The organism is Mycobacterium sp. NGS56, assembly GCF_059812425.1.
Map to the genome: position 1 here is coordinate 1,443,484 of NZ_JCALCQ010000001.1, position 25,972 is coordinate 1,469,455.

The following is a 25,972-nucleotide window of genomic DNA, read 5'->3' on the forward strand; positions in this document are numbered from 1 at the left end:
TCTCGGCGGCCACAGCATACGCACGCCTCGCCGGGGATGGCTACCGTCAACAGGTAAACGGCAGAAGGCTATTGGGGTTTCGCGCCGCGGCTGAGTTGCCGCGCACCGGATCGGGTCACTCCTGGGCTGAGCGGAGCCGTTTTCCGTTGCGGAAGAATATCTTTCGTGTCACTATTGCCGGCGCAGCGCGTCAGCTGTTGCGCCGGATCTTGAGCGCGGTGGTGATCATCGGGATCTGCAGCGGCAGCCGGGCCAGGGCGATGATGCGCATGGGCCACGGCTTGCCCCACCACAACCGGCACATGTTGACATTGCCCGGGAAGACGCCGATGAACAGCGCAACGGCGGCCAGCGCGGCGGATCGCCGGGTGCGCTGCGGCACCAGCAGCGCCCCGATCGCCAACTCGGCCACGCCGGACCCGTAGGTGTACAGCCGCGGGTTTCCCGGCAGCTCGACCGGAATGATGGCGTCGAACGGTTTGGGCGCAACGAAGTGCAGGGTGCCGATGCCGAGCAGCATCGCCGCGACGCGGTAGGCGAGTTGCTCGTTGGCGTCCCGGGTGGCGAGCGGCCGGGTTGTCATGAAGTCATTGTGCCCGTGCGGCCTCCTGCTTGGGCGCGGTCGATATAGCGGATGATGCCGCGCACGTTGCTGGCCTTCCAGCACGTCGCGGCGACTTGGCCCGCGTGTTTACCCGAACCGCTTAATTGTTAGCGCCGTCACAGCAGCCCGGCCGATCGAATTTAGACCATTACTATTGCCTATACAGTATTTGATACGATTCGCGGCGTCTGACCGCCCACAACAACGAGGTTGAAAACATGGGAACACCCGTCATTGTCGGAGCCGTCCGGACCGCGATCGGCCGTTCGTTCAAGGGGACCCTGGTCAACACGCCTCCCGAGACCCTGATCACCGCCGTGCTTCCCGAGGTGGTCCGCAGGTCGGGTGTCGACCCCGCACACATCGACGACATCATCTTCGCCGAATCACATTACGGCGGTGGTGATTTGGCGCGCTATGCGGCGACCGCAACGGGCCTGGAGCACGTTCCCGGACAGTCGGTTAACCGGCACTGCGCGGGCAGCCTCACCGCAATCGGCAATGCGGCGGCGCAGATCGGCTCAGGCATGGAGCGCGTGCTCATCGCGGGCGGTGTGCAGTCGCTGTCGATGACGCCGCTGACCAACTGGCGGATCCCCGGCCCCGAGCTGAAGTTCGAGGAGCGCTGGATGCCGCCGACGCACGTGGAGACGCCGGATGCGCCGGCCAGGGACATGTCCATCACCGTGGGTTGGAACACCGCGCACGCGGTCGGCATCACCCGCGAGGAGATGGACGCCTGGGCGGCCCGCTCGCATCAGCGCGCCGTCGCGGCCCAGGACGCCGGCAAGTTCGCCGACGAGATCCTGCCGCTGAAGATCACCCAGTTCGATGGCTCGGTCACCGAGTTCGCCGTGGACGAGCACCCGCGTCGGGACACCACCGTCGAAAAGCTGGCCGGCCTGAAGGTCCTGCACCCCGAGATCGAGGGCTTCTCGATCACGGCGGGCAATAGCAGTGGCACCAACGACGCCGCGGCCGCCGTCGCCCTCGTCGACAGCGATTACGCCCAGGCCGAGAAGCTCAACGTGCTGGGCACGGTCAGGGCCTGGGCCGCCGCGGGCGTACCGGCCCGCGACTGCGGTCTTGGCGCCGTCAAGGTCATCGGGAAGGTCTTGCAGCGGGCCGGCCTGACGCCAGGCGACGTCGCGCTGTGGGAGATCAACGAGGCGTTCGCCTCGGTGCCGATCGCGGCGTGCCGCGAATACGGCCTCGACGAGGAGAAGGTGAACTTCTCCGGTAGCGGCTGCAGCCTCGGCCACCCGATCGCGGCCTCCGGTGCACGCATGGTGACGACCTTGGCCTACGAGCTCGCGCGTCGGGGTGGTGGCGTCGGCGTCGCCGCGATGTGTGCCGGCGGCGGCCAGGGTGGCGCAGTCGTCATCGAGGTCTAGCGGCGTTCGCGAGCGCTGACCCGCGCCGGCTAGTTACAGAATGTGTAGCCGATGAATTGGGTGCCACGCGTGTCGCCGCTTGAGTAGTTGGCAAAATGCACGGCCGGCTTCCCGTTGTACTGGGTGTTCATCTTCTGGACGTTCGGTGGTGGAACGCCTTGGGGGAAGGCCAGGATCATGTCGGCGAAAATCTTCAAGCCGGCCTGGCAGATGGCCTCGCGCCGCGGCGGCTGTGGATTCCACGCGTGCACGATCACCGGCTCGGTCAGCTGAGATCCCGCCGCACAATTCGGATCACAGAGCTTGAACAACGCCGTGCCTGTCCCGTCGGCGCCTTGCGGGCCCCACGAACTCCACGACATGTCCTGCAGCGCAACGGCCACGCTGGCGCAGCCCAACACGTTGAGCTTCTTGGGGCGCGCGACCGGCGGAACGGACGGGTTGTAACACCCCGGGATGGCGTAGCTCTCCGGCGGTGCCGGCGACGGCGGAGTGCTGGGCGCCGTCGCGCTCTGCTGGCTTCTGGTCAGCTGCACGCCCACCACGACGAGGACCCCGATCAGCACCACGGCCGCCACGATGCCGGCCCCGATCCAGCGCCCCCGCGAGGTGTGCCGCAACCGCCTCACTAAAGATGCGTTGGCGTTGCCGCTCACGGTCACCAGATTACGGGTGAAACTTCTTCGCCGGGGTGGTGACCGCGGAACAGGATGACAAGGTAAAGTCGGCCATTAGAACCAACATATAAAGGATTCCCCGGGGCTCCCGATGAATGACCATGATCTGGCCGCACGGCTGGCCACCGAGGCCGGTCGGCTACTGCTCGGGGTCCGAGAAGAATTCGCCGACGCGGAAGCGGCTGACCGGAAAGCCGCGGGGGACAAGCGATCCCACGATTTCCTGATGGAGGCGCTGGCCGCAGAGCGTCCCGGTGACGCGGTGCTGTCCGAAGAGGGCGCCGATGACCCGATTCGATTGCGTTCGGACCGCGTCTGGATCGTCGATCCGCTGGATGGCACGCGGGAATTTGCCGAGCTCGGGCGCGACGACTGGGCGGTGCACGTCGCACTCTGGCAGTCCGGCGAGCTCGTCGCGGGCGCCGTGGCGCTACCGGCCCAGGGCCTCACGCTGGCGACTCCCGACGTGGATTCGCCGCCTGCCGTGCCGGGCAAGCCGCGCATCGTGGTGTCACGCACCCGTCCCCCCGCCGTCGCCTTGAGCGTGCGAGATGCGCTGGACGGAGTCCTGGTGGAAATGGGTTCCGCAGGAGCCAAGGTCGCCTCGATCGTCCAGGGGCTGTCCGATGTGTACGTGCATGCCGGCGGGCAATTCGAATGGGACTCCGCCGCGCCGGTGGCGGTGGCAGGCGCGGCGGGGCTGCACACCTCTCGCATTGACGGGTCCGCGCTGGCATACAACCAGCCCGACCCGAAGTTGCCCGATCTTGTGGTCTGCCGCCCCGAATTGGCGGAAGCCGTACTCGCGGTTACCCGCTGAGGTCACCGCCACGTTGGGCGGGGCGAATCTCAATCGCCAAGGGCGAGCGGTACTTCGTGGCGCCGATGGCCGCCGGGTCGGTCCATGTGCCCGACGATGAGGTGTTGACTCGCCGCTCGTGAAATCCGAAAACCGCCAAACCACCACATTTTAGTGCGGGCATTGCGGAGAATTGATGACTACCGCCAAGGAGCAATGATGCTACGAATCGATACGCACCACCACGCCGTCCCGGCCGACTACCGAACGTTCCTGCGCAAGGCGGGAATTGACGAGGCCGGCGGACGCGCCGTGCCGGAATGGAGTGCGGAGGGGTCGCTGGAGGTCATGTCCGAGGTGGGCATTGGAACGGCGATCCTGTCAGTGTCGGCTCCCGGCACCACGTTCATGCCAAACCCCGGCGATGCCACCGCGCTGGCCCGCGACCTCAACGACGAACTGGCCAGTGTCGTTGCCGCACAACCGGATCGGTTCGGCTTATTCGCAACCGTGCCCATGCCGCACGTCGACGAGTCCGTCGACGAGGTAGTCAGGGCACTGGACGAATTGCACGCGGATGGCGTCGTGCTGCTGGCCAACCATGCGGGGACGTACCTCGGCCAGGACGGTCAGGACGACCTTTTCGCCGTGCTCGACGCGCGTTCGGCCGTGGTGTTCATCCATCCCGCCGAGCTACCCGGCCCCGCCGTGGACGGCGCCGTACCGTTCGCGGCAGATTTCCTGCTCGACACCACCAGGGCGGCGTATCTTCTTGTCCGCAACGGGATTCGGCGCAAGTACCCCAACATTCGGTTCATCCTCAGTCATGCGGGCGGATTCGTGCCATACGCCTCGCATCGATTGGCGATGGCCATCGTGGGCGACACCGGCGGCAGCCCGCTCGACATCCTGGACGACTTCGCGGGCTTCTATTTCGACACCGCTTTGTCCGCGAGCGCCGCCGCACTGCCCAGCCTGCTCGCGTTCGCCAAGCCCGGACACGTCACCTTCGGCTCTGACTCTCCGTTTGCTCCGCTGGCGGTCGCAAAGATGTTCGCCGCCGGCCTGGAAACCTACCCCGGCCTCGACCCGGGCGCCCGGGCGGCGATCGATCGCAGCAACGCGCTCTCGCTGTTCCCGCGGCTGGGGGCGGCGCCCCCCGCGGACGCAGGTTCGACCCTGGATCAGGTGCGCCACGCGGCCAGCAGGGCGGCCATGCGCGGCTTCGTACGGCTGATCAACACCCGCTGACCTCCGCTCAGAGCCAGGCCTGCTGCCAAGACTGGATGCGTTCGGCCAGTTCGGGGCCGCGGTCCTCTTGAATGAAGTGGCTGGCGTCGATGCGGGCATGCGGCTGGCCCGCGGCGCCGGGAATGTGTTTGATCAGGGCACTGTCCGCCCGGCCGAGGATGGGATCGCGGGCTCCGAAGATGGCCAGGAACGGCTTTTCCCAGCGGCCGAGGGCATCCCATGCCTTCCTGTTGGCCGGGATCGCCGGGTCGGCGGGTGAGGTGGGCACCAACTGGGGGAACGCGCGCGCCCCGGCTTGATACGTCTTGTCGGGGAAGGGTGCGTCGTAGCCGGCCCGCACTTTCGACGGCACCCGGCGAACGGTGCCGACGCTGACGATGCGGCCGGCGGGCAGGACGGGGGAGTAGCGAGCGAACGCACGCCAGGCGTAGAAGGCGGGCGGGGTGCGCCGCTGCGCCGTGGGCAGGAAACCGTTGGCCACCACCAGCCGCGCGACCCGGTCGGACTGCTCGGCGGCGATGCGCAGGCCGATCAGCGATCCCCAGTCCTGCACAAACAGCGTGACATCCCTGAGGTTCAGATGCTCGAACCACGAGATCACCCACTCCACGTGGCGCTGGTAGGTGTAATCCTCGACCCGGCTGGGCTTATCCGAGCGGCCGAAACCGATCAGGTCGGGCGCGAGCACGCGGTTCCCGGCGTCGGTCAGGGGCGGGATCATCGTCCGGTAGAGGTAGCTCCACGTCGGCTCGCCATGCAGCAGAACGATCGGCGGCCCTTCGATCGTGCCCTCGTCCAGGTAGTGCATGCGAAGCGGCCGGGTGTCGCTTGCGGTTACGTCAAGGTAGTGCCCAACGAACGGGTAGTCCTCCAAGTTCTCGAATCGGGAGTCCGGGGTTCGCAGCACATGCATATCAGCTCCTGAAGTGAACCGGCACCTCTGTAAGCCTCTCGCGCCGACGCTCATTCGTCTAGTGGCAGATTCATTGAGTCGGGCACCAAGGCAGATTAGACTCGTTTTTTCATGGCAATTCGGCGCGCGGTTCTGCTCATAGCCGACATCGGCGGGTACACGCATTACATGCAGTGGAACCGGACGCACCTCGCCCATGCCCAACTTACGGTTGCCGGCTTGTTGGAATCGGTGATCAACGCGGGCAAGGGTTTGAAGCTGGCCAAGCTCGAGGGCGACGCCGCGTTCTTCTGGGCTCCGGACAGCGACGCCAAAGTAGTGGTGTGCGAGCGCCTGTCACGGATGCGCGCGTCGTTCCTGCAGCGGCGCGAGCAGATGAAAAATGACATCGCCTGCGAGTGTGCGAGTTGCGAACAGCTCGAGAAGTTGTCGCTCAAGTTCGTCGTACACGTGGGCGAGGTGGCGGATCAGAAGGTGAAGCGCCACGTCGAGCTGGCCGGCTTCGATGTCATTTTGGTGCACCGGATGCTGAAAAACATGGTGCCGGTTGCCGAGTACGTACTGATGACCGATCCCGTCGCGGCATGCCTCGATCAACCGATGCGCGAGCTCTGCATGCCGTTGGTGCACGTTTTCGAGGGAATCGGAGAAACGTCGACACACTACATCGACCTTGCGGCGTTGCAGGTTCCCGTCGCGCCGCCGCGGCGCAGCCTTTTCCGCCGGCTGGGCGCGACGACGAAGTTCGAGTTCGACACCCTGCCCTTCACACTCGGCATGAAGGAGCCCGCCCAAGGGTTCCGCAACTTGGGCCGGGGAGCCGAGGAGATCTCCGCATAGCCGAAAACAATTGTGCCGGAAGCTTATTCATTATCGCGCGGCGGCCAGGGCCCGGCCCATTCGCGACACCGCCTCGGTGAGAATGGCCTGCGACGTGGCGAAGTTCAAGCGCACGTGTCCGGATCCGCCGGTGCCGAACACGTGACCGGAGCTCAGCGCCACTCGCGCGTGATCAAGAAACCAGCGGGCCGGCCCCGACAGATCGGCAACCACCGCAAGACCATTGGTGACTTCTTCGTCGAAACCGAGCTCCCGGCAATCAAGCCACGCCAGGTAAGTGCCTTGCGGCCATAGATATTTCACGCCGGGAAGGTGCGCGGCGACCAACTCACCAAGCAACGTCCGGTTCTCGCCCAGGCCCTGCAGGGTCGCGTCCAGCCAGTCGCCGCCGCTGCGAAACGCCTCCGCGTGCGCGATGACGCCGAGGTGACTGGGTCCGTGACTGACCTCCTCCGGCATCCGGTCCAGGTCAGCCGCGGCCTCCGGTCCGGCGATGGCCAGCGCCGCCTTCAAGCCGGACAGATTCCAGGCCTTCGACCCCGAGGTCACGGCGAAGGCGTTCTCCGCCCCCGGGACGGCGAGAAAGGGGGTGAACCGCGATCCCGGCAGGATGACCGGGGCGTGGATCTCGTCGGACACCACCCGCACGCCGAATCGCCGGGCGAGCTCGGCGACCGCACGCAGTTCGTCGGCGGTGTGGACCGATCCGGTCGGGTTGTGCGGATTGCACAACAGATAGGCGACCTTTGTGTCCTTTTTGCCTTCCGCGCGAGCCCGAACGAAGGCATTCTCCAAGGCGTTCAGATCAATTCGGCCTTCCGCAAGCGGTGCCTCGATGACGCGCCGGCCGTCGTGGGACACAAATGCGTAGAACGGCGCATAGACCGGCGGGTTGACGACGACGGCGTCACCGCGATCGGTGAGCAGGCGCAACACCTCGACGATACCGAGCATGACGTCGGGGACCAGCGCAGTGCGGCTGACGTCCAGGTCATGCCACTGCCAGTGTTGCGCCGCGAAGTGGCTGACGGCTTCGGCCAGCGCGGTTCCGTAGGGATATCCGGTATCGCCGTTGTCAATGGCCTTACGCAGCGCTTCGGCCACCGTCGGCGCCAGGTTGACATCCATCTCGGCGACCCACAGTGGCAGGACATCGGCGGGGTGCGCGCGCCATTTCATGCTGGTGCGAAGCCGGAGCTGCTGCAGCCTCAATTCCTCGAGCGGATTAACCGTCACGCCCGCAGACTAACCGGCGCGACCTACCCCCCGACAAACGCGTTTTGCGGGATCGTCAACGGAAGGTCCACCGAACTCAGCAATCCCGGCTGCGCGGCAACGACGTACGGCACGGCGTTGACGACGCGCATTGCGGTGGCGACCATGGCGCCCGCCCCGGAGGTCATCCCGCCGATGCCGGCCTTGGCGGGATCCTTCAGGGTCGCGGCCATGGTGCAGTCGATGTCCGGATCGCCGGAAATCAGGACGCGGTAGGACAGGTCGCCGATCCCGGTGGGCCAGTCGGGGGCGACGTCGTGCGCGAGCCGAGTGACGTGCTCGATGACGATGGCTTCCCGACCGTCGACCACGCCGATCGCCTGCATCCGCAGCGCGCCGCAGGTTCCTGCCTCGACGGTGCCCATCGCGACCTCCAGCGTCCGGTTGGTGACGGCGCGGTCGAAACCTTCGCGGACTTCCTGGACTTCGACCCCCAACGCGTCGGCGATCAAGCGGATCTGGCCTTGCCATTCGCCGGCGATGGCACCGGGAAAGCCGATCCAGGGCTGGTAGTCGAGCGGGCGGCCGAAGCCCAGCGCGTCACTCATGATGTCGGGAACCCCGTAGTCGTCATACAGGCCGATCTCGAAAGAGTGGATTTTGTCGATCGACGACGATTGCGTGGACAGCACCAGCGGCAGATAGTCGGCGGCGAATCCCGGCTCGATCCCCGACGCGTACAGCGACACCTGGCCCTGCTTGGCGGCGGCGACCAGCTGGTCGCGCCACTGGGCGGGCTCGTAGGCGTGCGGGTTGACCAATCGCGTGGTGCTGGTGGTCACGACGTTGACCCCGGCTTCGAGCAGTTTGACGTAATCCGGGATGGCCAGCGCGTCCCGCTCCGGACCGCTGGCCGCATAGATGACGCAGTCGGGTTTGAGCGAGACCAGCGCGTCGGCGTCGTTGGTCGCTTTCAGACCGATCGGCTCACCGCCGGCCAGTTCGCCCGCGTCCTTGCCGATCTTGTCGTCCGAGTGCACCCACACGCCGACCAGCTCCAGATTGGGGCGCCGCGAAATAGCGCGGATGGCGATCGAGCCAATGCCACCCGTCGCCCACACCACCACACGATGAGCCGTCATCTTGTTCCTCCTCAGGCGCGTGCGCGCGCACGACGAAAGCCGGGTCGGCCGTTGCCCTTACGTAACCGGCGGGTTTTAGCCCAGCATCCGACTTGGAAACTACAGCCGCCCATCCGCGCGGTCAAGAATTTAAGAAAGCAGACACTATCTTAACGAACAAATTTTAGGTTAGTCTGCAGCTGTGCGGGCTAACCAGCGTTTTGTCCGCCTTCGAGCGACAATTCGGGACCGTGTTTGTCGTTCAGAGGCGGGCGTCTCGCCGTCGACGCGCCCCCGGGCCTGCTGAGCTCGCTGGACATCCCGACCACGCTGCCGCTTTACGCATTCGACTAAAGGTGTAACGTACGTCGCAAAGATTAGGTCGGCTAGGAGTTTGCCTGTGTACACATTGCGCTTCGACATGCGCGATCCCGAATGGGCAGCGTCCCCAGCCGAGCTGTACGCCGCGGCGCCCGAAATGTCTTCGTGGGCCGAAGAACACGGTGGGCTGGCCGCCGTCCTGTGTGAACACCACGGGTCCGAGGACGGATACCTGCCGTCGCCGTTTTTGCTGGCCTCGGCGGTGGCCGCACGCACGCAGCGGCTGGCGCTGAGTCTGATCCTGATCCTTCCCTTCTACGAAACCGTGCGACTCGCCGAGGACATGGCGGTGCTCGACATCATCAGCGACGGGCGCGCCTCCTACATCCTGGCCCTGGGCTACCGGCCCGAGGAGTTCGAGCACTTCGGCGTGCCGATCAAGAAGCGTGGCCGGCTCTGCGACGAGAAGCTCGCGCTGTTACGGCGGCTGCTCGCCGGAGAGACCGTTGTCGAAGACGGACGGCGGATCACCGTGACACCGCGCCCGCTGACCCCCGGCGGCCCAGGCCTGATGTGGGGTGGGGGGACGGTCGCCGCGGCCCGCCGGGCCGGCAGGTACGGGCTGGGCATGCTGGGCAACGCCAACGCACCGGGCATGCAAAAGGCCTACGAAGAGGCGTGTCGCGAGCACGGCCATACGCCCGGGCCGACGATGTTTCCCGACCGCAATACCGCCTCGGTCGTGTTCGTCGCCGACGACGTGGATCAGGCGTGGAAGGAGGTCGGCGAGCATCTGCTGCACGACGTGCGCAGCTACGCCGCGTGGAACCCCGGGGACGAGACCACGGCGGGCTTCAGCCACGTCAACACCGTCGACGAACTGCGTGAGACCGGGACGTCGCACGTGATTATCTCTGTCCCCGAAGCGATCTCGCGCGTCAAAGCCGGCCAGGTGCTCAACCTGTCGCCGCTGTGCGGCGGGCTACCACCCGACATCGCATGGCCCTACCTCAGGCGCGTCGGCGAGATTGTGCTGCCCGAGGCTCTCGGCTGAGCGCTACTCCTCGCCGAGTTTTGCCGGCCACTACTTCGGCTGGTTCGGTACGCCGGGGAACAGTTCGCCAAGCGGTGCCGTAGTCACCCAGCCGCCCAGCTTCGTGGCCAGGTGGGGCGCGAAAACCGCGCCGTAGAGGACGTTTCCGACGACGATCACCGCGACGACGGACAGGATCGACGCGCCCGCACGGCTCTTCGACCGGTTGTCGGCCCACATCTCGATGACATTGCGTCCTTGTGCGTCGGTGCGACCCAGCAGGTAGGTGAAGACCATCATCTGGATGGCCATCGCGAGCGAATCGTAGAGCGGGTACTGGTGCAGTGTTCCCTCGCGGATCGCCAGCCCGGGAATCACCCGGCCGTAGTAGAACACTCCGAGCTTGGCGCCCAGGAATCCGTTGAAGAACAGCGCCCAGCAGAAGCCGACGATGAGGCCGACCACCAAAAGCGTTTGGGGCCTTCGCCAACCGAAGCGTGCGCTCAACCATCGGCCGAGCGCCGTGCCCGTCACGGCCGGCAGCACGAAATACGAGATGTAGCCGACGGGAACGAACAACGGCAACCCGCCCCACGTCATGTTCAGCGGCCACCACGACGGCATGCGCGGGATGGCGGTCGGGAATTGCGCGTACATCGCCCAGTCGTAGGGCGCCTCGATCCAGGAGAAGGAGATCGCCGAGATGCACAGCAGCAGGAGCGGGTGCAGGCGGTGCTGCCGAACGCTGAGGTAGATCCCCAGGGCGGTGAACCCGGTGCCACCGATGAGCGCGAAGTCACTGGCCGCCTGCATCACCGGTGTCATCTGCGAGCTCATTGGTTCTCTTCTTGAGTCCGGCGTGCTTGCGGGTCAAAACGCAGGACCAGACCGAATATCAGCACGAGCAGTCCGAACAACGTGCCAAGCATGATGACGGCGCCCACGGTCGCACCCCTTTCGAATCCGAGCTCGACTCGTTAGATAGTGCACACTATCCTAAGGGCAGTCAACCATCGGTGAGGAGACAACGACGTGGCCCAGCGGCCGTCTACCACCAAGCGCAGCATGGCGGAGGCGCCGGCCTCCGTTCGCCGGCCTCGGGGTGCGCCACGCAAGTTGTTGCTCGATACCGCCCGGGCGCGCTTCGCGCGACAGGACTACCGCAGCACGACGACGCGCGAAATCGCGCAGGCCGCAGGCGTCACCGAGCACTTGTTGTTTCGCCACTTCGGTTCCAAGGCCGCGCTGTTCCGCGAGGCGCTCGTACTGCCGTTCACCGACTTCGTCGAGGAGTTCCGCCGGACCTGGCAGTCGGTCGTCCCGGAGGAGACGGACGAGGAAGAGCTGGCACGGCGATTCGTCGGGCAGCTCTACGACGTGTTCGTCCAAAACCAGGGCCTGCTATTGACCCTGATGACGTCGGAAACGCTGAGCGAGGAGGAAAAGGGCGACGCCGGCATCGCCGAGATCAGGCAGGCCATCACCTCGCTCGGACAGATCAGCGCCGAGGGGATGCACCTGCGGGGGCTGCGGTCGGACCACCCCGACCTGCCCGCCCACTCGACGGTGGCGATGATCGCCGGCATGGCGGCGCTGCGGTCCGCATACTTCGGCACCGAGCCGCCGTCGCGGGAGACCATCGTCGACGAACTCATCCAGGCAATCCTGCACGGCTTCCTGCACCGGAACGGCTGAGCCGTTCTTTACCAGAGGAATTGGAAATGACAGACACCATCGAGTTGTATTACGACCCGTTCGACGTCGAGATCGACTTGGACCCGTATCCGGTATGGAAGCGGATGCGCGAAGAAGCACCGCTGTACTACAACGAGAAGTACAACTTCTACGCGCTCAGTCGATACGACGACGTGGTGCGCGAACTGCCGAACTGGGAAACGTATCGTTCCGGCCGAGGCACGACCGCCGACATCTTGTTCGCGAACATCGAAGTGCCCCCGGGCATCCTGCTGTTCGAGGATCCTCCGCTGCACGACCTGCACCGCAAACTGCTGTCCCGTGTCTTCACGCCCAGGCGCATGCTCGCTGTGGAGGATCTGGTGCGGGGGTTCTGTGTCCGCGAGCTCGACCCGCTGGTCGGCGGGAGTGGCTTCGATTTCATCGCGGACCTCGGCGCGATGATGCCGATGCGGACCATCGGTTACCTCCTGGGCATTCCAGAGGCGGACCAAGAAAAGATCCGCGACCGCAGCGTCGCCAACATCGCCTTGTCCAGGGAGAGCGACCCCGCCGCGGTCGATGCGAATGTCTTCGCGAATTCTATTGCCCTGTTTGCCGAATATATCGAGTGGCGGGCCAATCATCCATCCGACGACCTCATGACCGAACTCTTGCGGGCCGAAATCGATGAGCCGGACGGCACGCGGCGGCCGCTGTCGCGGACCGAGGTGCTCGCCTACACCGCGATGATCGCCGGTGCCGGCAACGAGACCACCGCTCGGCTGATCGGTTTCATGGGTCAACTGTTGTCCGATCACCCCGATCAACGCCGCGAACTGGTCGCGGACCCGTCGCTGATCCCCGGCGCGATCGAGGAGACGCTGCGCTACGAGCCGCCATCACCGGTGCAGGCCCGCTACGTCGCGCGAGACGCCGAGCACTATGGTCGCAAGGTTCCCGAGGGGTCGTTCATGCTGCTGCTGAACGCCTCGGCCAACCGCGACGAAAGCCACTTCCCGGATGCGGATCGCTACGACATCCACCGTCGGGGAAGCCATCTCAGCTTTGGGCAGGGCCTGCATTTCTGCTTGGGTTCGGCGCTGGCCCGGCTTGAAGCGCGGGTGGCCTTCGAAGAGGTGCTGAAGCGTTGGCCGGACTGGGAAGTCGACTATGCGAACGCCCAACGGGCGCATACCGCGAGCGTGCGTGGGTGGGCCCGCTTGCCCGTCGTCACCCGTTAGGCAGGGGCCGGCCCTTTTAGCCGAGCGTGAAGTTAGTTTCAGGCTCGGCGGGGCTAGGCGTCGCTTTGATCCACCAACACCGCGCCGTCGGGCTGATTCCCCAACGTCTGCAACGCAATATCCTCACCCTGGGCGGTGAGCCGCACGATCTGGGCTAATTGCCCGGGTGCGTCGCACTGCAGATAGTGGTCGGCGCTGGGGAGCACCCAGTAGCGGTTGCGGCCCGGCTTCTTCTTCAGGTACGTCTGCCAGACGCGGTTGGGGACTCGCAACGGTGCGATGTTGTCGTGGAGGCCCCACACCACCGTCGTGTTGACGTCACTAGTGGAAAGCATTTCCAGCCAACCGGTTTCGTCGCCGGCACGCTCGTGGAGATATTGGATGGTGTCGGGCAGCACGCGGATTCCGTCGTTATAGGCAAAGCATTTGGCCAATGCGGCGATCTCCGGGTCTTCCAGCGTCCGCCGCGGCATGAACGTGCTCGCGCCCATGCCGGCTGCCAGCATCTCCGGCGTCGTGGCCGCCGCGGTGGCCCGCGCCGTCGTTGGGTCGAGTAGCGCGATCTGAAAGGCCGTGAGGTTGGACAGCGGCAGATAGATGTTGGCGTTGGTCAAGATCAAGTCGACGGGTACCGCCGGCGGATCGTGTGCGGCCAGCATGCCCACCGCGATCATGCCGACGCTGCTCCCGCGGTCGTGGGTGAGCATCCGGTAATCGGTAAGTCCCCATTCCTGAGTGATCGCGTAGACGAGCAGGCGCGCGTCGTCGTACAGCGAGTACACATAGGGCGCGCGTGGTTTGTCGGAGAGCCCGTAGCCCGGGAAGTCCAGCAGATAGATGTCGAAGTCAGCGCTCAGTTCGCCTGCCAGCGCGAAATAGTCGATGCTGCTGGTCGGAAAGCCGTGCACCAACACCAATGCGGGCGCGCCGGCAGTGCCGCACCGGCGACTGAACACGGCGACCTCTCGGCCATCGTTAGCGGCGGTCGTCGAGCGCCAACGAAGCTCGGTGCCGCCGTCTTGCCACTGGTCAAAGATATCCAAGCTGTCAGCATCGCAGAGGTGGTCGTGGCAGACAACCACTGTCTATGTTGGAATCTCTTCGAGAGGCCTCAGAGATGGTCTGCTACCGAGGTTATCGCCTCGAGCGAGCGGGCATCGTTAGTCAGTAGCGACGGGTCGGGGCGAATCGAAGCACTGCTTACGACGTCCAACCCGACGACATGTGTGGTGAGCCATTGGTGAATGGCCTGCGCGATGTGCTTCCAGTCTTGGGCCATCATAACGCCATGGCCCAAGCCGGAGGCGTAGCGGTAATCCGCGCCAAGCAAGTTGGCGAGACGCTTAACCTCTTCTGGCGGGCACAAGACGTCCTTTTCCGCCGCGACCACCAGAACCGGTCCGGAGATCTTCACCGGGTCGATGCTTACCCGCTTCCCGGTGACGGCTTGCTCGACAGCCCGGGCCGACTCCGACACCAGCATGCTGTGATAGCGGCGCGCGTCGTCTTCGCTTGCGGCGGTGAAGAACAGATGTTTGGCGAGGTCCAAAGGCGGTGGTCCCCAAAGCTCCCGAGGATCGACCACGAGGTCGATCGGCGCGGGCGAGACTTCGCCGGGTAGGACGGGAGTTATCAGCACTAAGCCCGAATACACGTTGGTTTCGGCGAACTTGAGGGTGACGAGTCCCCCCATGCTGTGCGCAACTACTACCGGCGGAACGGCGAAGGTTTCCGCTACAGTAGCGATGTCCTCTGCAACATGCTCCAGCGGCCGTGATATCGCTTCCGTCTCGGCCAGCTGCGCTGAGCCCCCGCGCCCCCGCCAATTGAGTGCGTGACAGTCCCAACCCTTTGATGCGAAGTACGGCAGGTATTTGTCCCAGCACCATGCACCGTGGCATCCACCGTGTACGAGAAGTAATGAAGCGGTGCGAGCAAATTGTAGTGGCGCCGTGCGCAACACACGAATGCCGTCGACGTCGTACTCGTCGGTCTGAATCGTCATCCTTACACCTTTCTGGTGGAACGCAAGGCCTCTGCAGACGAACGGTTGATTTCCGGGAGTCCGCGTACACCCCGGGGCGATTCATCGGCGATGTCACTTTCGCCGTATTGCGAATGTGTCGAGCAGCGTAAATCCGGGCAACAAGGGCGATCAGCACCCTAAGGGGTACTTTTCGCGGTAATCAACGACCGTCAGACCGTGCGTTGGTCCTAGTCCCAGACCGCAGCCGGACCCTGTTGAGTTGATCGGTGGCGGGGCAAGACGCAAACGCCAGCCGTGGCCATGTGGCGGGCTCGCAATGTACCCGTTCGGGCCCAGCGCCGGGGCGACTTGCGGAGCCATAATGAAGCCGAGTCGGTGGCTCATTAATCGAAGAGTCATTCGGCGAATCAATGATTAGGAGAAGGACTTTGACCACCTTCGCCGATCGCGGGGCGATGCAACTCGTCGAAAAACTGCGCGCGGGCGTCTCGGACGGCATCGTGCCGGCAAAAATCTTCAACGATCCCGAGATATATCAGTTGGAGGTCGAGCGGCTGTTCGGGCGCACTTGGAACTTCGTCGCCCACGAAAGCGAGATTCCCGAACCTGGCGACTACGTCGTTCGCACCATCGCCGACAACTCGGTGCTCGTCGCGCGCGACGAGCACCGGCGGATCCACGTGCACCTCAACCTTTGCCGGCATCGCGGAAACCAAATGTGCAAATCGGACCTGGGCAATTCGTCACATTTTCGCTGCTCTTACCACGGTTGGGTGTACAAGAACAGCGGCGAACTGGTCGCTGTCCCGTATCACAGGCAAGCCTTCGGCGGTAACCTGGACAAACGGAACTGGGGTTTGGTCCCGGTCCGGAATGACAGCTACGAGGGCCTCATTTTCGGGTCGCTCAACCCCGACGTCGAACCATTGGAAGACTTCTTGGGTGGTTACCAGTTTTATCTAGATTACTTCTTGAAGACGAGCGAGACCGGCGTGGAGGTCTACGGGCCGCCAGACATCTGGGAGTCGAACTGCGACTGGAAGTTGTACACCGAGAATGGCTCTGGCGACGGTTACCATACCCCCGTCACCCACCAGTTCGGTTTCCACCTGGGCTATTTCGCCTCGTCGGGAAGCACACACAGCATTGGTCACAGCGTTCACATCCCGGGCAAGGGCCACGGGATCGGGCTGGGTGAAACCCCGGGAACTCCACCATTTTTCGCATACCCGCCCGAGATCGTCGATTGCCTCGAGCGGCGTCTCACAGCCGACCAAATCGAGGTTTTCGCGCCGGTGCGCACGGCGGTCGGGATCGTGTTCCCGAACCTGTCGTTTTTGAGTCAGCCGTTCAGCCTGGTCCCGGGTGAACCGGGTGTTCGGTTCACCACCCTGCGCCACGTGCGACCGTTGTCGGCTGGCCGAATGCAGATGTCGTCGTGGTGCCTGGTGCCCAAGGCCGCCTCCGATGAGTACAAACAGGAGGTCTACCGCGCCTATACCTTGGCCTTCGGTCCCGGTGGAATGTTCGAGCAGGACGACATGGAGAACTGGACCAACATCACCCGGCAGCTCAGGGGGTCTGTCGTGCGTGAGCTCGACTTCCCGTACGTCATGGGCCTCGATCAACAGCCCGTTGCGGGCTTCCCCGGTCCGGGGTGCGCGTACCAGCCATACATGAATGATTCGAACTTCCGGAACCTTTGGTCCACGTGGGCCGCGTATCTGTCCGGCGATGAGGAACGGGGCAAATGACGACCGCACCCGCGGATTCTCTGGGCGCAATCATCCCGATGGAGACGCACTACGAGATAGAGCAATTCCTTTATCGCGAGGCGCGACTGCTCGACGAGCGGCGTTTTGGCGAATGGATTGAGCTCTTCGCCGAGGACGCCCGCTATGTGATGCCGGTGCGGTTGAACCGGGAGGACGGCGCTGCCTGGGAGTCGCACTCGAAGTCGTTTGACGACACGCGCCAGACGCTCGCCATCCGAGTAAACCGGCTGAGCACCGAATACGCCTGGGCTGAGCAGCCGCCATCACGAGTGCGCCACTTCATCACCAACGTCATCACCGAGACGACGCCGGAGTCGGGGGAGTTGATCGCACGGTCCAATGAATTGATCTACCGCAGCCGGGGGGATGTCACGGATTTCAACATCATCTCCGCCCAGCGGGTCGATCGGGTGCGGCGCGCGGATGCCGGCTGGAAGATCGCGCATCGCTGGGTCGCTTTGGACCAGAGCACTCTGTCCACACACAACCTTTCGATGTTCTTCTAGGTGAGGCCGGCGTTATGACCCAGCATCATGAAGATTGTGACTCGCACAGCCTCCGCCTAACGAATGAATTTGCAGAAGTCGTCGTCCGGGCGGCCGTTCGGGGCAATGGGTCGCGGCTGCACATTAAGTCACTACGCAGAGGAACCGAGGCATTTGTCGATCCTGTCGTTTTGGAGGCATTGACGGCAGTTGATTCCGACGTGCTCACATCAATACTCGCGGCGGCCGTCCCGGGCAATTAAAATAACGACTCAGACCGGCACAAAGAATAGCGCCGTAATCGTAAATCAGCCGTCAGCAGGCTGGACCATACCGGGTGTCCCGGCATAAGGGGTCCGGTCGATTTACATTGCGCACCAGCGGGATCGGGCCGCGCATCCTCGAACATCCTCTTGCGGCATCGCTAATTTTCTCCGTACCGCGGCAATCGCGCGCCGGGCAACGATGCATTAATAAATGTACGTAACTGGGTGACAAATGGAGTCGTCTGGACCAATAAGATTTGGCCTGAATCACATATGCCGCTCAAAGGAGACCGGAATCACATGCATGCCCAAGTTGCGATGACAATTTACCGTCCGCGACGCACAATAAAGTGGTGTAGTCCAATGCTAACGTCAATTGGACTGGGCGTGACCAAGCGGTGTGCTGTCGTTGCGGTCGTGCTGGCCGCGCTACTGTGCCTGATAGCCGCACCCGCCACGGCTCACGCCGATGAGAGCCAGTACACCGAGTTTTACACGATTCCCGATCCGTTGCCCGACGGCGTGCCGGGCGATCTGATTCGGTCCGAGCCGTCGCGGTTGGTGCTGGAGCCATCCGGTCAGCTCGGCGCATATGTGGCGCGCGGAACGCGAATCATGTACCGCAGCACCGATAATCGTGGCGTACCGATCGCGGTCACCGGTACCTACTACGAACCCGACAATCCGTGGCCCGGCACTGGGCCGCGCCCCCTTATCGCCTACGGGCCAAACCTGCCCGGTCTGGGTGACCAGTGTGCGCCGTCCCGGCTTGCCAATCAGGGCATCCATTATGGCGGCGGCACGGACATCACCATGTGGTACGAGGAGGGGTTCATCGCGACCATGGTGGCGCGCGGATTCGCCATCGTGGTCACCGACTACGACGGGGTGGGCACCGGTCTCCCGTCCCCGGCGTTCATGCGGCTTCCCCAGGGCTATGCGCTGATCGATGCGGCACGAGCCGCGATGCGTCTGCCGGACACCTCACTGAATCCAGATGGCCCGGTGGCTTTTTGGGGATATGGACAGGGCGGCGGTGCGTCAGCTTCAGCTGTGGAGCTGGCCCCAAGCTACGCTCCGGAGCTGCATGTCGTCGGGGCATGGGCCGGTGCGCCGGCCACTGACCCCGTCCTCATCCCAGCATTTGCCGACGGCGGATTGCTCGAGGGCGGACTGGGTTACCTGGTCAACGGCGTTCTCGCCGCCTATCCCGAACTCAGGCCCGGCCTGATGGAGACCCTCACGCCCAGGGGGGCGCAACTTGTTGACCAGACCCGGCTGGAGTGTTTTGGCCAAACCGTCATCCGATACGAATTCCGGCATTCTCAGCCCTACTTCAACACCGACTATCAGCAGATGCTCGAGTCCGATCCACTCAAAACCGTCTTCGCCGCGCAGCGGGTAGGCACGTTGAGTCCGAAAGCGCCGGTCTTCATCGATATCAATCGATACGACCCGTTGATACCGTGGGGCGCCGCCCACCAAACGGCGTTGGACTGGTGCGCCAAGGGCGCCGACGTTCAATTCTGGACCAACGAAGAACCCCCGATCTTCAACAAGCTGGCAATCAACGATTTACTGACGTATTTCGTCGACGGCGAGCGTGGGATGCAGTGGGTCGCGGGCCGATTCAACGGAGTACCCACGACTCCCAACTGTGGGGAGATCTGACCGATATGACGGATACCTCGAAGATTGCGCAACGGGTGGCGGTGGTCACAGGCGCCAGCTCGGGCATCGGCGAAGCCACCGCTGAAGAGTTGGCAGAGCGGGGATTTCACGTCTACGTCGGTGCTCGACGGATTGACCGGCTGCGTCGATTGGCTAAGCGCATAGATGCGACCGCACTGCCGTTGGATGTGACGTCAGAGGACTCCGTCCGAGAATTCGCCGACGCGGTCGAACGAGTCGATGTGTTGGTGAACAACGCGGGCGGCGCGAAAGGTTTGGCTTCCGTGGCCGACGCGAACCTCGACGATTGGCGATGGATGTGGGAAACCAACGTGTTGGGCACCTTGCGTCTTACCAAAGCTCTGCTGCCCAAGCTGGTCGGCTCCGGCGACGGACTGATCGTGACTGTCACATCCGTTGCGGCGCTGAGCGTTTACGATAACGGATCGGGTTACACGTCCGCCAAGCACGCCCAGGCCGCGCTGCACCGCACGTTACGTGGCGAGTTGCTCGGCCTGCCCGTGCGTTTGACCGAGATCGCGCCGGGCCGGGTGAAGACCGAATTCTCGATGGTTCGCTTCGGTGGTGACGAGCAGCGTGCCGCCGGCGTATACGAGGACATCGAGCCACTGCTCGCACGAGACGTCGCGCAAGTCATCGGGTTCGTCGCCAGCCGCCCAGCACACGTCAACCTCGACCAGATCGTCGTCAAACCGAGGGATCAGGCGGCCTCCGGTGTCTTTGCCCGCCGCGACGGCAAGCTCATTCGATGAGACGGTGGACGAACCAGTCGGCCAGGCGCGAGGCGGCGACCACAAGATAGTCATAGCTGCAGTGCAGTGAGCCGGCCTCGTCATAGATGTCGACGGTGACATCCCTCGTGGTTAGCGCGTCGACGAACCTCCGGGCGCCGGCGACGTCCATGATGATGTCACGAGTGCCGTGCATGACGTAGACGGGAACGGTGATTCGGTCCGCGACACCTTCGAGGGTGAACGCGGCCAATTTGCGGCGGGCCTCGGCGTCATCCTTCGATCCGCTCAGCCATTGCAGCTGATCTTGCAGCGCGGGATAGAACTCGTAAAAATCGGTGAGGATGCTCCATGTGCCACACCACGCGGCCACCGCTTTGATCCGGGGCTCGAAGGCCGCCGCACGCGGGGCGTAGTAACCGCCGAAACTGACTCCGGCCAAACCAAAGCGCTCGGAATCGACGTCGCCACGATGTTCGAGGTGATCGAGGACAGCCTGCACGGGCACCTCATAGTCTGGGCGGCTGTACATTTGCTTGAATCGCAGTGAGCTGCCGCGGCCGGGGGTGTCGACCATGACAACGTTCATCCCGCGGGCGGGGAACTCCGAGCCGCCGAGGAAATACAGCTCTTCCGCCCATGAGTCGGCGCCTCCTAGAAAGAGCACCGTTGGCCGAGCGGCCCCGGACCCGTCCGGACGCACAATGTACCCCTCCATCGTCTGGCCTTCGAAGGGCACTTCGATCCGCTCGATCAATCCACCCGTCAATTCGGCTGCGCGCCGAAAGTTGTTGCGGCCGTCGGTGTATGCCTGAGTGCGGCGCGGATCATCGGAGCTAAGGAAGAACTCGGAGTGACGATGGTAGCTGCACGATCGGAAGAAGGCGCGACGAGCGGTCATCCGCTCGCCCCGCGCCAACGCCTCTTCCCCTTGGGCAGCAACGTCATTGGCTGTCTTGTGCCATTCGCGGTACCAGATTTCCGTGTCGGTGGTTTTGGTGCCGATGCGCGCCGCGGTACGGCTACACTCGAAAAGGTCGGCACCTCCAACCGACACCTGGGCCAGCAGACGCATGGTCTGTATCGACCAATCCTCGTCTTGCGGAAACAGTTCGATGAGCGAAAGCGCGTCCTGGTTCGACACGGCTGAACCGCTGGTGGTCATGTGGCCCTCTTTCTCTTGCATCGATACGAGTCGTCGACCTGCGGGCGCGGCGAACCCGGTTGAATATCGTGCAGCCTCTCGCGATGCGGATGCCGGCCTCGGCCTACGTCACCAATCTAAAAGTGCGCAGACGGCCGCCGCGAACCCCGAACGGGTACCTTTGCCGGCGGATTCCGAGGTGGCAAAAGCCTTATCGTTCTGGTTTGTCTCCGTGTGACCAAATCAACTGGACAAGCTCCGCGCGATTGTGGACGTCGGCCTTGGCGAAGATCCGCTTGAGATGCTGCTTCACCGTGTTCTCGCTGACGAAAGCCTGCCCGGCGATCTGCTTGGTAGTCAGTCCCCGCGCGACCAGTTCGGCGATCTCCTGTTCGCGGCGCGACAAGACATTCCAGACGGGCAGGGTTTTCGCCGCTTCACGGTCGGCCTGGTAGGCCAACGTCATTGCGGCGTTTTGGGAGTCGGGCAGACGGAACGACTTCGTGATGAGATCTTGGCCGGCCGAGCTCTTCACGCTGCGGGTGTGAACACGCTTGTCTTCGGTACGGAAGACGCGCATCGCATCCGCGATCGCATCGGAGACCGATTGGCCCGTCGATGACTGTCGCGAAGAGATCAGGGTGCTCGCGGCGCGGTTTTGAAAGAGAATCCGCGATTCCAGGTCGGTGATGAAGACAGCTTGGGGCATGCGGTCGAAAGCGTCTTCCAGAACGTTTGCCTTGCGGCCGATACCTTCGAACCGCAGCGCTCGTTCGGCCGCAAGGCCGAGTTGTTCGGAAGCGAACTGGGCCAGGATCAGGTCATCCTCGGTGAATTCCGACCGATCCGTGCGACGGGCGAAGTTGATGGTTCCGAAAACGTTGCCCCCGACGATCACCGGTGCCTCCAGCGAGTGGCAGTAGCCTTCGATCGCCAATACCGCGCGGGCAGCCGAGCTTTCCCACATCGAGGGAGAACTAAGCCGCGACGAATCGATCGGCGTTTTGCGGTTGACGGCGAAGTTCAACACGGGGTCGTCCGCACGACCGAAGCGTTCGTACGCGTCCAGAAAGTGCGACGAAGTCGACGCGTGGCACGACGCCACCTCGTAGACACTCGAGCTGAACCGATAGACACCGAAGGCATCGGAGCCAATCAGGGCGTCGGCCACTGTCATGAAGGCTGCGGTTACCTCGTCGAGGGTGAGGGCCGCTTGCAACGCGCTCGCGTAGGAGCCGCGAATGTCTGAGCTTTCGAGGTCTATCGACTGCATGGTTCTGCACCTTCTGACGTCGACGCGTTGCCAGGGACGGTGAGCCGAATCAGGCCCATGGTTGTGTCAACCCTCACATTAGACGTTGGGCATGAAACAACTCACGCCCAGTCTGACCCCAGGGCGTCGTCGGGTGGCGCGAAGCCCTCGAATTTACCCAGTTGGGGCAAGAAATCGATGTCCTGCGCTCCATACGCTCGCATACGAGTTCACGACCGAAATGAGACTTGGAGGCGACCGGTGGAACAACGACCCGGGCTGATCGTTCGTAAATCCTTTGCTGTGGTCGACGAGACCCGGCTCGTTGCAGGGCGCTCTGATGGCGCGCCGTTACGCAAGGTGGCCGTGTGTGCGATCGTCAAAAATCCATTCGCCGGGCAAGAATTCGTCGAAGACCTGTCTTCGCTTGTCGAGGCATCCCAGCAGCTGGGGACATGGCTCGGAGTCGAGGCGGCGCGGCTACTGGGTGAGCCGGTCGAAAGCTACGGCAAGGGCGGGTTGGTCGGCGTCGACGGAGAGCAGGAACACATCAACGCGGCGTTGACGACGATCTTCGGCAACGCGTTGCGCGACGCCGTGGGTGGCGGCAAGGCGTGGATCACCTCGGTCACCAAGGTCGGTGCGCCAGGGGTAGTGATCGACATTCCGCTGGCTTACAAAGACGAGATTTGGGTGCGCAGCCACTACGACGCGGTCGCGGTACACCTTCCCGATGCCCCCCATCCCGACGAACTGGTGGTGATCGCCGCTGTCGCCAACCGCGGCCGCATCAACGCGCGGGTCGGTGGGATGACAGTCGAGGAGGCCCGGGAACAGGCGCGGGAAAAGGCATCGGTGTGAGCACCCTCGCCATCACCGGCGCCGGCGCCGTTCTCTCCGGTGATCTGGACGAGCCCGTTCTCGCTGACGCAGACAGCGTCGTCTGCCGCGAGGGCGTAATTATCGCGGTCGGTCACCACGCCGACGTGATCGACGAAATCGACAGTGCGGATTCAGTTCTCGATGCACAGGGCAGCACGGTCGCGCCCGGGCTGATCGACTCGCACTGTCACGTAGTCCTCGGTGACTACACGCCCCGACAGAAGACGGTCGACTTTTTGGCCAGCTACGTCCACGGGGGAATCACCCGGGTCATCTCTCCCGGCGAAATCCATGCGCAGGGGCGGCCACACACCGCGTTGGGTGTAAAGGCGTTGGCGATCGCGGCGAAGGAGTGCTTCGACAATTTCCGGCCAGGGGGAATGACCGTTCACGCGGGCGCGGTGGTGTTGGAACCGACGCTTCAGGAGGAGGATTTCGCCGAGCTGCAGCGCGCGGGGATTCATCTGGCCAAATTCGGCTTTGGCGCCTACGCTGACCCGGCCGATGGTGCGGATCAAGTCCGGTGGGCGCAACAGCATGGGATCACCGTGATGTGTCATTCGGGCGGGGCGAGCATCCCCGGCAGCAAACCGATATCGCCGGAGCACCTGATGACCCTGCGGCCCGACGTGTGCGGGCACATCAACGGCGGGCCCACCGCCCTGGCGGAATCTGGGGTCGACCAGGTCATCGAGCAGACCGCGATGGCGCTGCAGCTGGTGCAGGCCGGCAACTTGAAGTCGGCGGTTCGCATCCTGCGCAAGGCCGAAGACTGCGGACAGCTGCGCCGCGTCGTCATCGGTTCCGACACGCCCACCGGCACTGGCGTGATGCCCTTGGGAGTGATCAAAACAATCGCCGAGCTGTCCTCGCTGTCGGGGATGGATCCCGCTCGGGTGTGGGCAATGGCGACTGGCAACAACGCTCGCGTCTGGGGGTTGGAAGCTGGGTTGATCTACGAAGGGGCCGCCGCCGATTTCGTCATCATGGACGCGCCGTGGGGTTCTACCGCACCCGACGCGCGGGGAGCACTGGCGATCGGCGATATCCCGGGCATCAGTGCCGTGGTGTGCGGCGGCGAGGTGACCGCCCTGCGCAGCCGTAATACGCCGCGGGCGGCACGGCTCGCAACCATCGAGCCGGAGCTGCGGCACCTCGAGGATGCGCAGGCAATCCCTGCCGCGTTAACCCCGAAACTTGTTGCTGGGAGGAGATAAACACAGATGGGCTTGAAGGTGCGAATCGATCTGACGGCGTGCCAGGGCTATGCCTGCTGCATGATGGAAGCGCCCGAACTGTTCGACCTCGACGACGTCTCCGGAAAGGCCGTACTGCTCACGGACGATCCGCCGGAAGAGCAGCGGGCGCGTGCTGCGGACGCGGCCCGCGCCTGCCCCGCCCGCGCCATCACCGTCGAGAACGGCTAGCTGGTGCGCCAGGTCGTCATCGTGGGCGCTTCGCTGGCCGCAGTGCACGCGATCGAAAGCCTCCGCGAGAACGGATACCAAGACCGGATCACGCTTGTCGGGGCCGAACGCCATCTCCCGTATGACCGCCCGCCTCTGTCGAAAGACGCTTTGCGCCTTGGTCCCGACGTCGACAAACTGTTGCTCAAGCAACCAGCCTGGTATGCATCGCACAACGTCGATCTACGTCTTGGCCGACCCGCCGTGGGCCTGGACGCGCGCCGCCGCAGGGTGCAACTGGCCGGCGGTGCGCACCTCGACTACGACGGGCTGATTCTGGCCACGGGGTCGCGTGCGCGCCGGTTTCCCCTCTTCGATAGCGACGCACACGCTTACACGGTGCGCACCCTCGACGATGCGACAGCGCTGCATACGCAATTTGACGCGGGCAGCCACCTCGCGGTGATCGGTGCGGGGTTCATCGGACTCGAGGTCGCCGCGACCGCGTCCGCGCTCGGAATGGACGTATCAGTGGTCGAAGCGGCACCAACTCCGTTGACCCGGGTGCTGGGTAGCGAGGCGGGTCACTGGTTCAAGCGTCGGCATGAGAGTCATGGCGTAACTATGTACTGCGAAAACATGATCACGCAGGTCGAGACCAACGGATGCGGCTACAAGCTGCACTTGCGGGACGGAACGGTGCTTGCCGCCGATGTGGTCTTGGCGGGAGTGGGCGCGACGCCCGCGACGGACTGGCTACGGGGTAGTGGCGTCGCTGTGTCCGATGGCGTGGTCTGTGATTCGCAACTGCGCACGAGTGCTCCCGGTGTCGTCGCCGCCGGCGATATCGCGCGTTGGTACAACCCGTTATTCGGCGAACAGATGCGCGTCGAACAGTGGAGCAACGCGGTCGAGCAGGGCCGAAAAGCAGCCCGCACGTTACTCGGACACGCGGGTCCCCTTGCGTCGATTCCCTACTTCTGGTCCGACCAGTTCGATGCCAAGATCCGTTTTGCCGGACGCGCCGACGGCGCTGAACATATTCACATGCGGCAAGACAACGACACATCGATGGTTGTCCTCTTCGGAGCCGGTGGGCTGATCCGCGGCGCGCTGTGTGTGAATGAGCCGCGAAAACTAGCGCGCTACCGTGCCGCGATCGCCAGGCGGACCCCATGGAACGACGTGATCGCCGAGTAGGGGGCGTCCACAAGCGGTTTCACCCCAAAGGGTGACGCGAAACCCGGTGCGCCTGCGTACCGTTTC

Annotated in this window: 25 protein-coding genes; 15 read left to right on the forward strand and 10 right to left on the reverse strand. The window is 64.0% G+C overall.

Annotated elements, in window-relative coordinates; all coding sequences use genetic code 11:
* Positions 1-190: 190 nt before the first annotated feature.
* Positions 191-583 (reverse strand): DoxX family protein, encoded by a 393-nt coding sequence (locus AC5Y4F_RS06605; protein ID WP_499995603.1) that lies wholly within the window; start codon positions 581-583, stop codon positions 191-193.
* 239 nt (positions 584-822) lie between these two features.
* Here AC5Y4F_RS06605 and AC5Y4F_RS06610 point away from each other — a divergent pair, with 239 nt between their 5' ends.
* Positions 823-1,998, forward strand: a complete 1,176-nt coding sequence (locus AC5Y4F_RS06610) for a thiolase family protein (RefSeq protein ID WP_499995605.1) — start codon at positions 823-825, stop codon at positions 1,996-1,998.
* A 29-nt stretch (positions 1,999-2,027) separates the two neighbouring features.
* On the opposite strand, the gene AC5Y4F_RS06615 is transcribed toward AC5Y4F_RS06610, so the two are convergent.
* Positions 2,028-2,618, reverse strand: a complete 591-nt coding sequence (locus AC5Y4F_RS06615) for a hypothetical protein (protein WP_499995805.1) — start codon at positions 2,616-2,618, stop codon at positions 2,028-2,030.
* Between the two features lie 148 nt (positions 2,619-2,766).
* Here AC5Y4F_RS06615 and AC5Y4F_RS06620 point away from each other — a divergent pair, with 148 nt between their 5' ends.
* Both AC5Y4F_RS06620 and AC5Y4F_RS06625 read left to right on the forward strand, forming a co-directional pair.
* Complete coding sequence (locus tag AC5Y4F_RS06620) at positions 2,767-3,495, forward strand: 3'(2'),5'-bisphosphate nucleotidase CysQ (RefSeq protein ID WP_499995607.1); 729 nt, start codon at positions 2,767-2,769, stop codon at positions 3,493-3,495.
* A 198-nt stretch (positions 3,496-3,693) separates the two neighbouring features.
* Positions 3,694-4,725: an amidohydrolase family protein gene (locus AC5Y4F_RS06625; protein WP_499995807.1), complete on the forward strand. Its 1,032-nt coding sequence runs from the start codon at positions 3,694-3,696 to the stop codon at positions 4,723-4,725.
* 7 nt (positions 4,726-4,732) lie between these two features.
* Here the strand turns inward: AC5Y4F_RS06625 and AC5Y4F_RS06630 are convergent, their stop codons facing one another.
* Positions 4,733-5,638, reverse strand: a complete 906-nt coding sequence (locus AC5Y4F_RS06630) for a haloalkane dehalogenase (protein ID WP_067937461.1) — start codon at positions 5,636-5,638, stop codon at positions 4,733-4,735.
* A gap of 111 nt (positions 5,639-5,749) precedes the next feature.
* Between AC5Y4F_RS06630 and AC5Y4F_RS06635 the strand changes: the two genes are divergently transcribed.
* Positions 5,750-6,478 (forward strand): DUF2652 domain-containing protein, encoded by a 729-nt coding sequence (locus AC5Y4F_RS06635; protein ID WP_067937460.1) that lies wholly within the window; start codon positions 5,750-5,752, stop codon positions 6,476-6,478.
* A gap of 30 nt (positions 6,479-6,508) precedes the next feature.
* Here AC5Y4F_RS06635 and AC5Y4F_RS06640 read toward each other — a convergent pair whose 3' ends face one another.
* Positions 6,509-7,714: a MalY/PatB family protein gene (locus tag AC5Y4F_RS06640; RefSeq protein WP_499995608.1), complete on the reverse strand. Its 1,206-nt coding sequence runs from the start codon at positions 7,712-7,714 to the stop codon at positions 6,509-6,511.
* 23 nt (positions 7,715-7,737) lie between these two features.
* Complete coding sequence (locus tag AC5Y4F_RS06645) at positions 7,738-8,835, reverse strand: NAD(P)H-dependent amine dehydrogenase family protein (protein ID WP_499995610.1); 1,098 nt, start codon at positions 8,833-8,835, stop codon at positions 7,738-7,740.
* Between the two features lie 379 nt (positions 8,836-9,214).
* Here AC5Y4F_RS06645 and AC5Y4F_RS06650 point away from each other — a divergent pair, with 379 nt between their 5' ends.
* The gene (locus AC5Y4F_RS06650) at positions 9,215-10,189 is read left to right on the forward strand and encodes an LLM class flavin-dependent oxidoreductase (protein WP_067937452.1); all 975 of its coding nucleotides are present in this window, start codon (positions 9,215-9,217) and stop codon (positions 10,187-10,189) included.
* A 30-nt stretch (positions 10,190-10,219) separates the two neighbouring features.
* Here AC5Y4F_RS06650 and AC5Y4F_RS06655 read toward each other — a convergent pair whose 3' ends face one another.
* Complete coding sequence (locus tag AC5Y4F_RS06655; protein WP_499995613.1) at positions 10,220-11,005, reverse strand: spirocyclase AveC family protein; 786 nt, start codon at positions 11,003-11,005, stop codon at positions 10,220-10,222.
* A 195-nt stretch (positions 11,006-11,200) separates the two neighbouring features.
* Between AC5Y4F_RS06655 and AC5Y4F_RS06660 the strand changes: the two genes are divergently transcribed.
* Both AC5Y4F_RS06660 and AC5Y4F_RS06665 read left to right on the forward strand, forming a co-directional pair.
* Positions 11,201-11,863 carry a TetR/AcrR family transcriptional regulator gene (locus tag AC5Y4F_RS06660; protein WP_067937449.1) on the forward strand — a complete coding sequence of 221 codons (663 nt, stop codon included), beginning with the start codon at positions 11,201-11,203 and terminating at the stop codon, positions 11,861-11,863.
* A 26-nt stretch (positions 11,864-11,889) separates the two neighbouring features.
* Complete coding sequence (locus AC5Y4F_RS06665) at positions 11,890-13,086, forward strand: cytochrome P450 (protein ID WP_067937447.1); 1,197 nt, start codon at positions 11,890-11,892, stop codon at positions 13,084-13,086.
* A 53-nt stretch (positions 13,087-13,139) separates the two neighbouring features.
* Here the strand turns inward: AC5Y4F_RS06665 and AC5Y4F_RS06670 are convergent, their stop codons facing one another.
* Both AC5Y4F_RS06670 and AC5Y4F_RS06675 read right to left on the reverse strand, forming a co-directional pair.
* The gene (locus AC5Y4F_RS06670; protein WP_067937517.1) at positions 13,140-14,129 is read right to left on the reverse strand and encodes an alpha/beta fold hydrolase; all 990 of its coding nucleotides are present in this window, start codon (positions 14,127-14,129) and stop codon (positions 13,140-13,142) included.
* Positions 14,130-14,197: 68 nt separating this feature from the next.
* The gene (locus AC5Y4F_RS06675; RefSeq protein WP_082947713.1) at positions 14,198-15,091 is read right to left on the reverse strand and encodes an alpha/beta hydrolase; all 894 of its coding nucleotides are present in this window, start codon (positions 15,089-15,091) and stop codon (positions 14,198-14,200) included.
* Positions 15,092-15,501: 410 nt separating this feature from the next.
* On the opposite strand from AC5Y4F_RS06675, the gene AC5Y4F_RS06680 reads away from it, so the two are divergent.
* From AC5Y4F_RS06680 to AC5Y4F_RS06695, 4 genes are all read left to right on the forward strand, one after another.
* The gene (locus AC5Y4F_RS06680; protein WP_197520634.1) at positions 15,502-16,827 is read left to right on the forward strand and encodes an aromatic ring-hydroxylating oxygenase subunit alpha; all 1,326 of its coding nucleotides are present in this window, start codon (positions 15,502-15,504) and stop codon (positions 16,825-16,827) included.
* Positions 16,824-17,354: an aromatic-ring-hydroxylating dioxygenase subunit beta gene (locus AC5Y4F_RS06685; RefSeq protein WP_197520633.1), complete on the forward strand. Its 531-nt coding sequence runs from the start codon at positions 16,824-16,826 to the stop codon at positions 17,352-17,354. The genes AC5Y4F_RS06680 and AC5Y4F_RS06685 overlap by 4 nt, the downstream gene beginning before the upstream one ends.
* 608 nt (positions 17,355-17,962) lie before the next feature.
* Positions 17,963-19,270: a lipase family protein gene (locus AC5Y4F_RS06690; RefSeq protein WP_082947710.1), complete on the forward strand. Its 1,308-nt coding sequence runs from the start codon at positions 17,963-17,965 to the stop codon at positions 19,268-19,270.
* 5 nt (positions 19,271-19,275) lie between these two features.
* The gene (locus AC5Y4F_RS06695; RefSeq protein ID WP_067937443.1) at positions 19,276-20,043 is read left to right on the forward strand and encodes an SDR family oxidoreductase; all 768 of its coding nucleotides are present in this window, start codon (positions 19,276-19,278) and stop codon (positions 20,041-20,043) included.
* Here the strand turns inward: AC5Y4F_RS06695 and AC5Y4F_RS06700 are convergent.
* Positions 20,033-21,187, reverse strand: a complete 1,155-nt coding sequence (locus tag AC5Y4F_RS06700) for an alpha/beta hydrolase family protein (RefSeq protein WP_067937441.1) — start codon at positions 21,185-21,187, stop codon at positions 20,033-20,035. The genes AC5Y4F_RS06695 and AC5Y4F_RS06700 overlap by 11 nt on opposite strands.
* A gap of 190 nt (positions 21,188-21,377) precedes the next feature.
* Positions 21,378-22,439 (reverse strand): LuxR C-terminal-related transcriptional regulator, encoded by a 1,062-nt coding sequence (locus tag AC5Y4F_RS06705; protein WP_067937437.1) that lies wholly within the window; start codon positions 22,437-22,439, stop codon positions 21,378-21,380.
* A gap of 240 nt (positions 22,440-22,679) precedes the next feature.
* On the opposite strand from AC5Y4F_RS06705, the gene AC5Y4F_RS06710 reads away from it, so the two are divergent.
* The 4 genes from AC5Y4F_RS06710 to AC5Y4F_RS06725 are packed head-to-tail and all read left to right on the forward strand — an operon-like array spanning position 22,680 to position 25,906.
* Positions 22,680-23,279, forward strand: a complete 600-nt coding sequence (locus AC5Y4F_RS06710; protein WP_499995618.1) for an amino acid synthesis family protein — start codon at positions 22,680-22,682, stop codon at positions 23,277-23,279.
* Positions 23,276-24,517, forward strand: a complete 1,242-nt coding sequence (locus tag AC5Y4F_RS06715) for an amidohydrolase family protein (protein WP_067937431.1) — start codon at positions 23,276-23,278, stop codon at positions 24,515-24,517. The genes AC5Y4F_RS06710 and AC5Y4F_RS06715 overlap by 4 nt, the downstream gene beginning before the upstream one ends.
* 6 nt (positions 24,518-24,523) lie before the next feature.
* Complete coding sequence (locus AC5Y4F_RS06720; protein ID WP_499995620.1) at positions 24,524-24,727, forward strand: ferredoxin; 204 nt, start codon at positions 24,524-24,526, stop codon at positions 24,725-24,727.
* 3 nt (positions 24,728-24,730) lie between these two features.
* A complete protein-coding gene (locus AC5Y4F_RS06725; RefSeq protein ID WP_499995622.1) occupies positions 24,731-25,906 on the forward strand; it encodes an NAD(P)/FAD-dependent oxidoreductase in 1,176 nt (391 codons plus the stop codon).
* Positions 25,907-25,972: the final 66 nt, after the last annotated feature.

Bases quoted from the DNA above. Each gene is read 5' to 3' on its own strand.
- AC5Y4F_RS06605 (WP_499995603.1), bottom strand. From the start codon at position 583: ATGACAACCCGGCCGCTCGCCACCCGGGACGCCAACGAGCAACTCGCC.
- AC5Y4F_RS06610 (WP_499995605.1), top strand. From the start codon at position 823: ATGGGAACACCCGTCATTGTCGGAGCCGTCCGGACCGCGATCGGCCGT.
- AC5Y4F_RS06620 (WP_499995607.1), top strand. From the start codon at position 2,767: ATGAATGACCATGATCTGGCCGCACGGCTGGCCACCGAGGCCGGTCGG.
- AC5Y4F_RS06625 (WP_499995807.1), top strand. From the start codon at position 3,694: ATGCTACGAATCGATACGCACCACCACGCCGTCCCGGCCGACTACCGA.
- AC5Y4F_RS06630 (WP_067937461.1), bottom strand. From the start codon at position 5,638: ATGCATGTGCTGCGAACCCCGGACTCCCGATTCGAGAACTTGGAGGAC.
- AC5Y4F_RS06635 (WP_067937460.1), top strand. From the start codon at position 5,750: ATGGCAATTCGGCGCGCGGTTCTGCTCATAGCCGACATCGGCGGGTAC.
- AC5Y4F_RS06645 (WP_499995610.1), bottom strand. From the start codon at position 8,835: ATGACGGCTCATCGTGTGGTGGTGTGGGCGACGGGTGGCATTGGCTCG.
- AC5Y4F_RS06655 (WP_499995613.1), bottom strand. From the start codon at position 11,005: ATGAGCTCGCAGATGACACCGGTGATGCAGGCGGCCAGTGACTTCGCG.
- AC5Y4F_RS06665 (WP_067937447.1), top strand. From the start codon at position 11,890: ATGACAGACACCATCGAGTTGTATTACGACCCGTTCGACGTCGAGATC.
- AC5Y4F_RS06675 (WP_082947713.1), bottom strand. From the start codon at position 15,091: ATGACGATTCAGACCGACGAGTACGACGTCGACGGCATTCGTGTGTTG.
- AC5Y4F_RS06685 (WP_197520633.1), top strand. From the start codon at position 16,824: ATGACGACCGCACCCGCGGATTCTCTGGGCGCAATCATCCCGATGGAG.
- AC5Y4F_RS06690 (WP_082947710.1), top strand. From the start codon at position 17,963: ATGCTAACGTCAATTGGACTGGGCGTGACCAAGCGGTGTGCTGTCGTT.
- AC5Y4F_RS06695 (WP_067937443.1), top strand. From the start codon at position 19,276: ATGACGGATACCTCGAAGATTGCGCAACGGGTGGCGGTGGTCACAGGC.
- AC5Y4F_RS06700 (WP_067937441.1), bottom strand. From the start codon at position 21,187: ATGACCACCAGCGGTTCAGCCGTGTCGAACCAGGACGCGCTTTCGCTC.
- AC5Y4F_RS06705 (WP_067937437.1), bottom strand. From the start codon at position 22,439: ATGCAGTCGATAGACCTCGAAAGCTCAGACATTCGCGGCTCCTACGCG.
- AC5Y4F_RS06720 (WP_499995620.1), top strand. From the start codon at position 24,524: ATGGGCTTGAAGGTGCGAATCGATCTGACGGCGTGCCAGGGCTATGCC.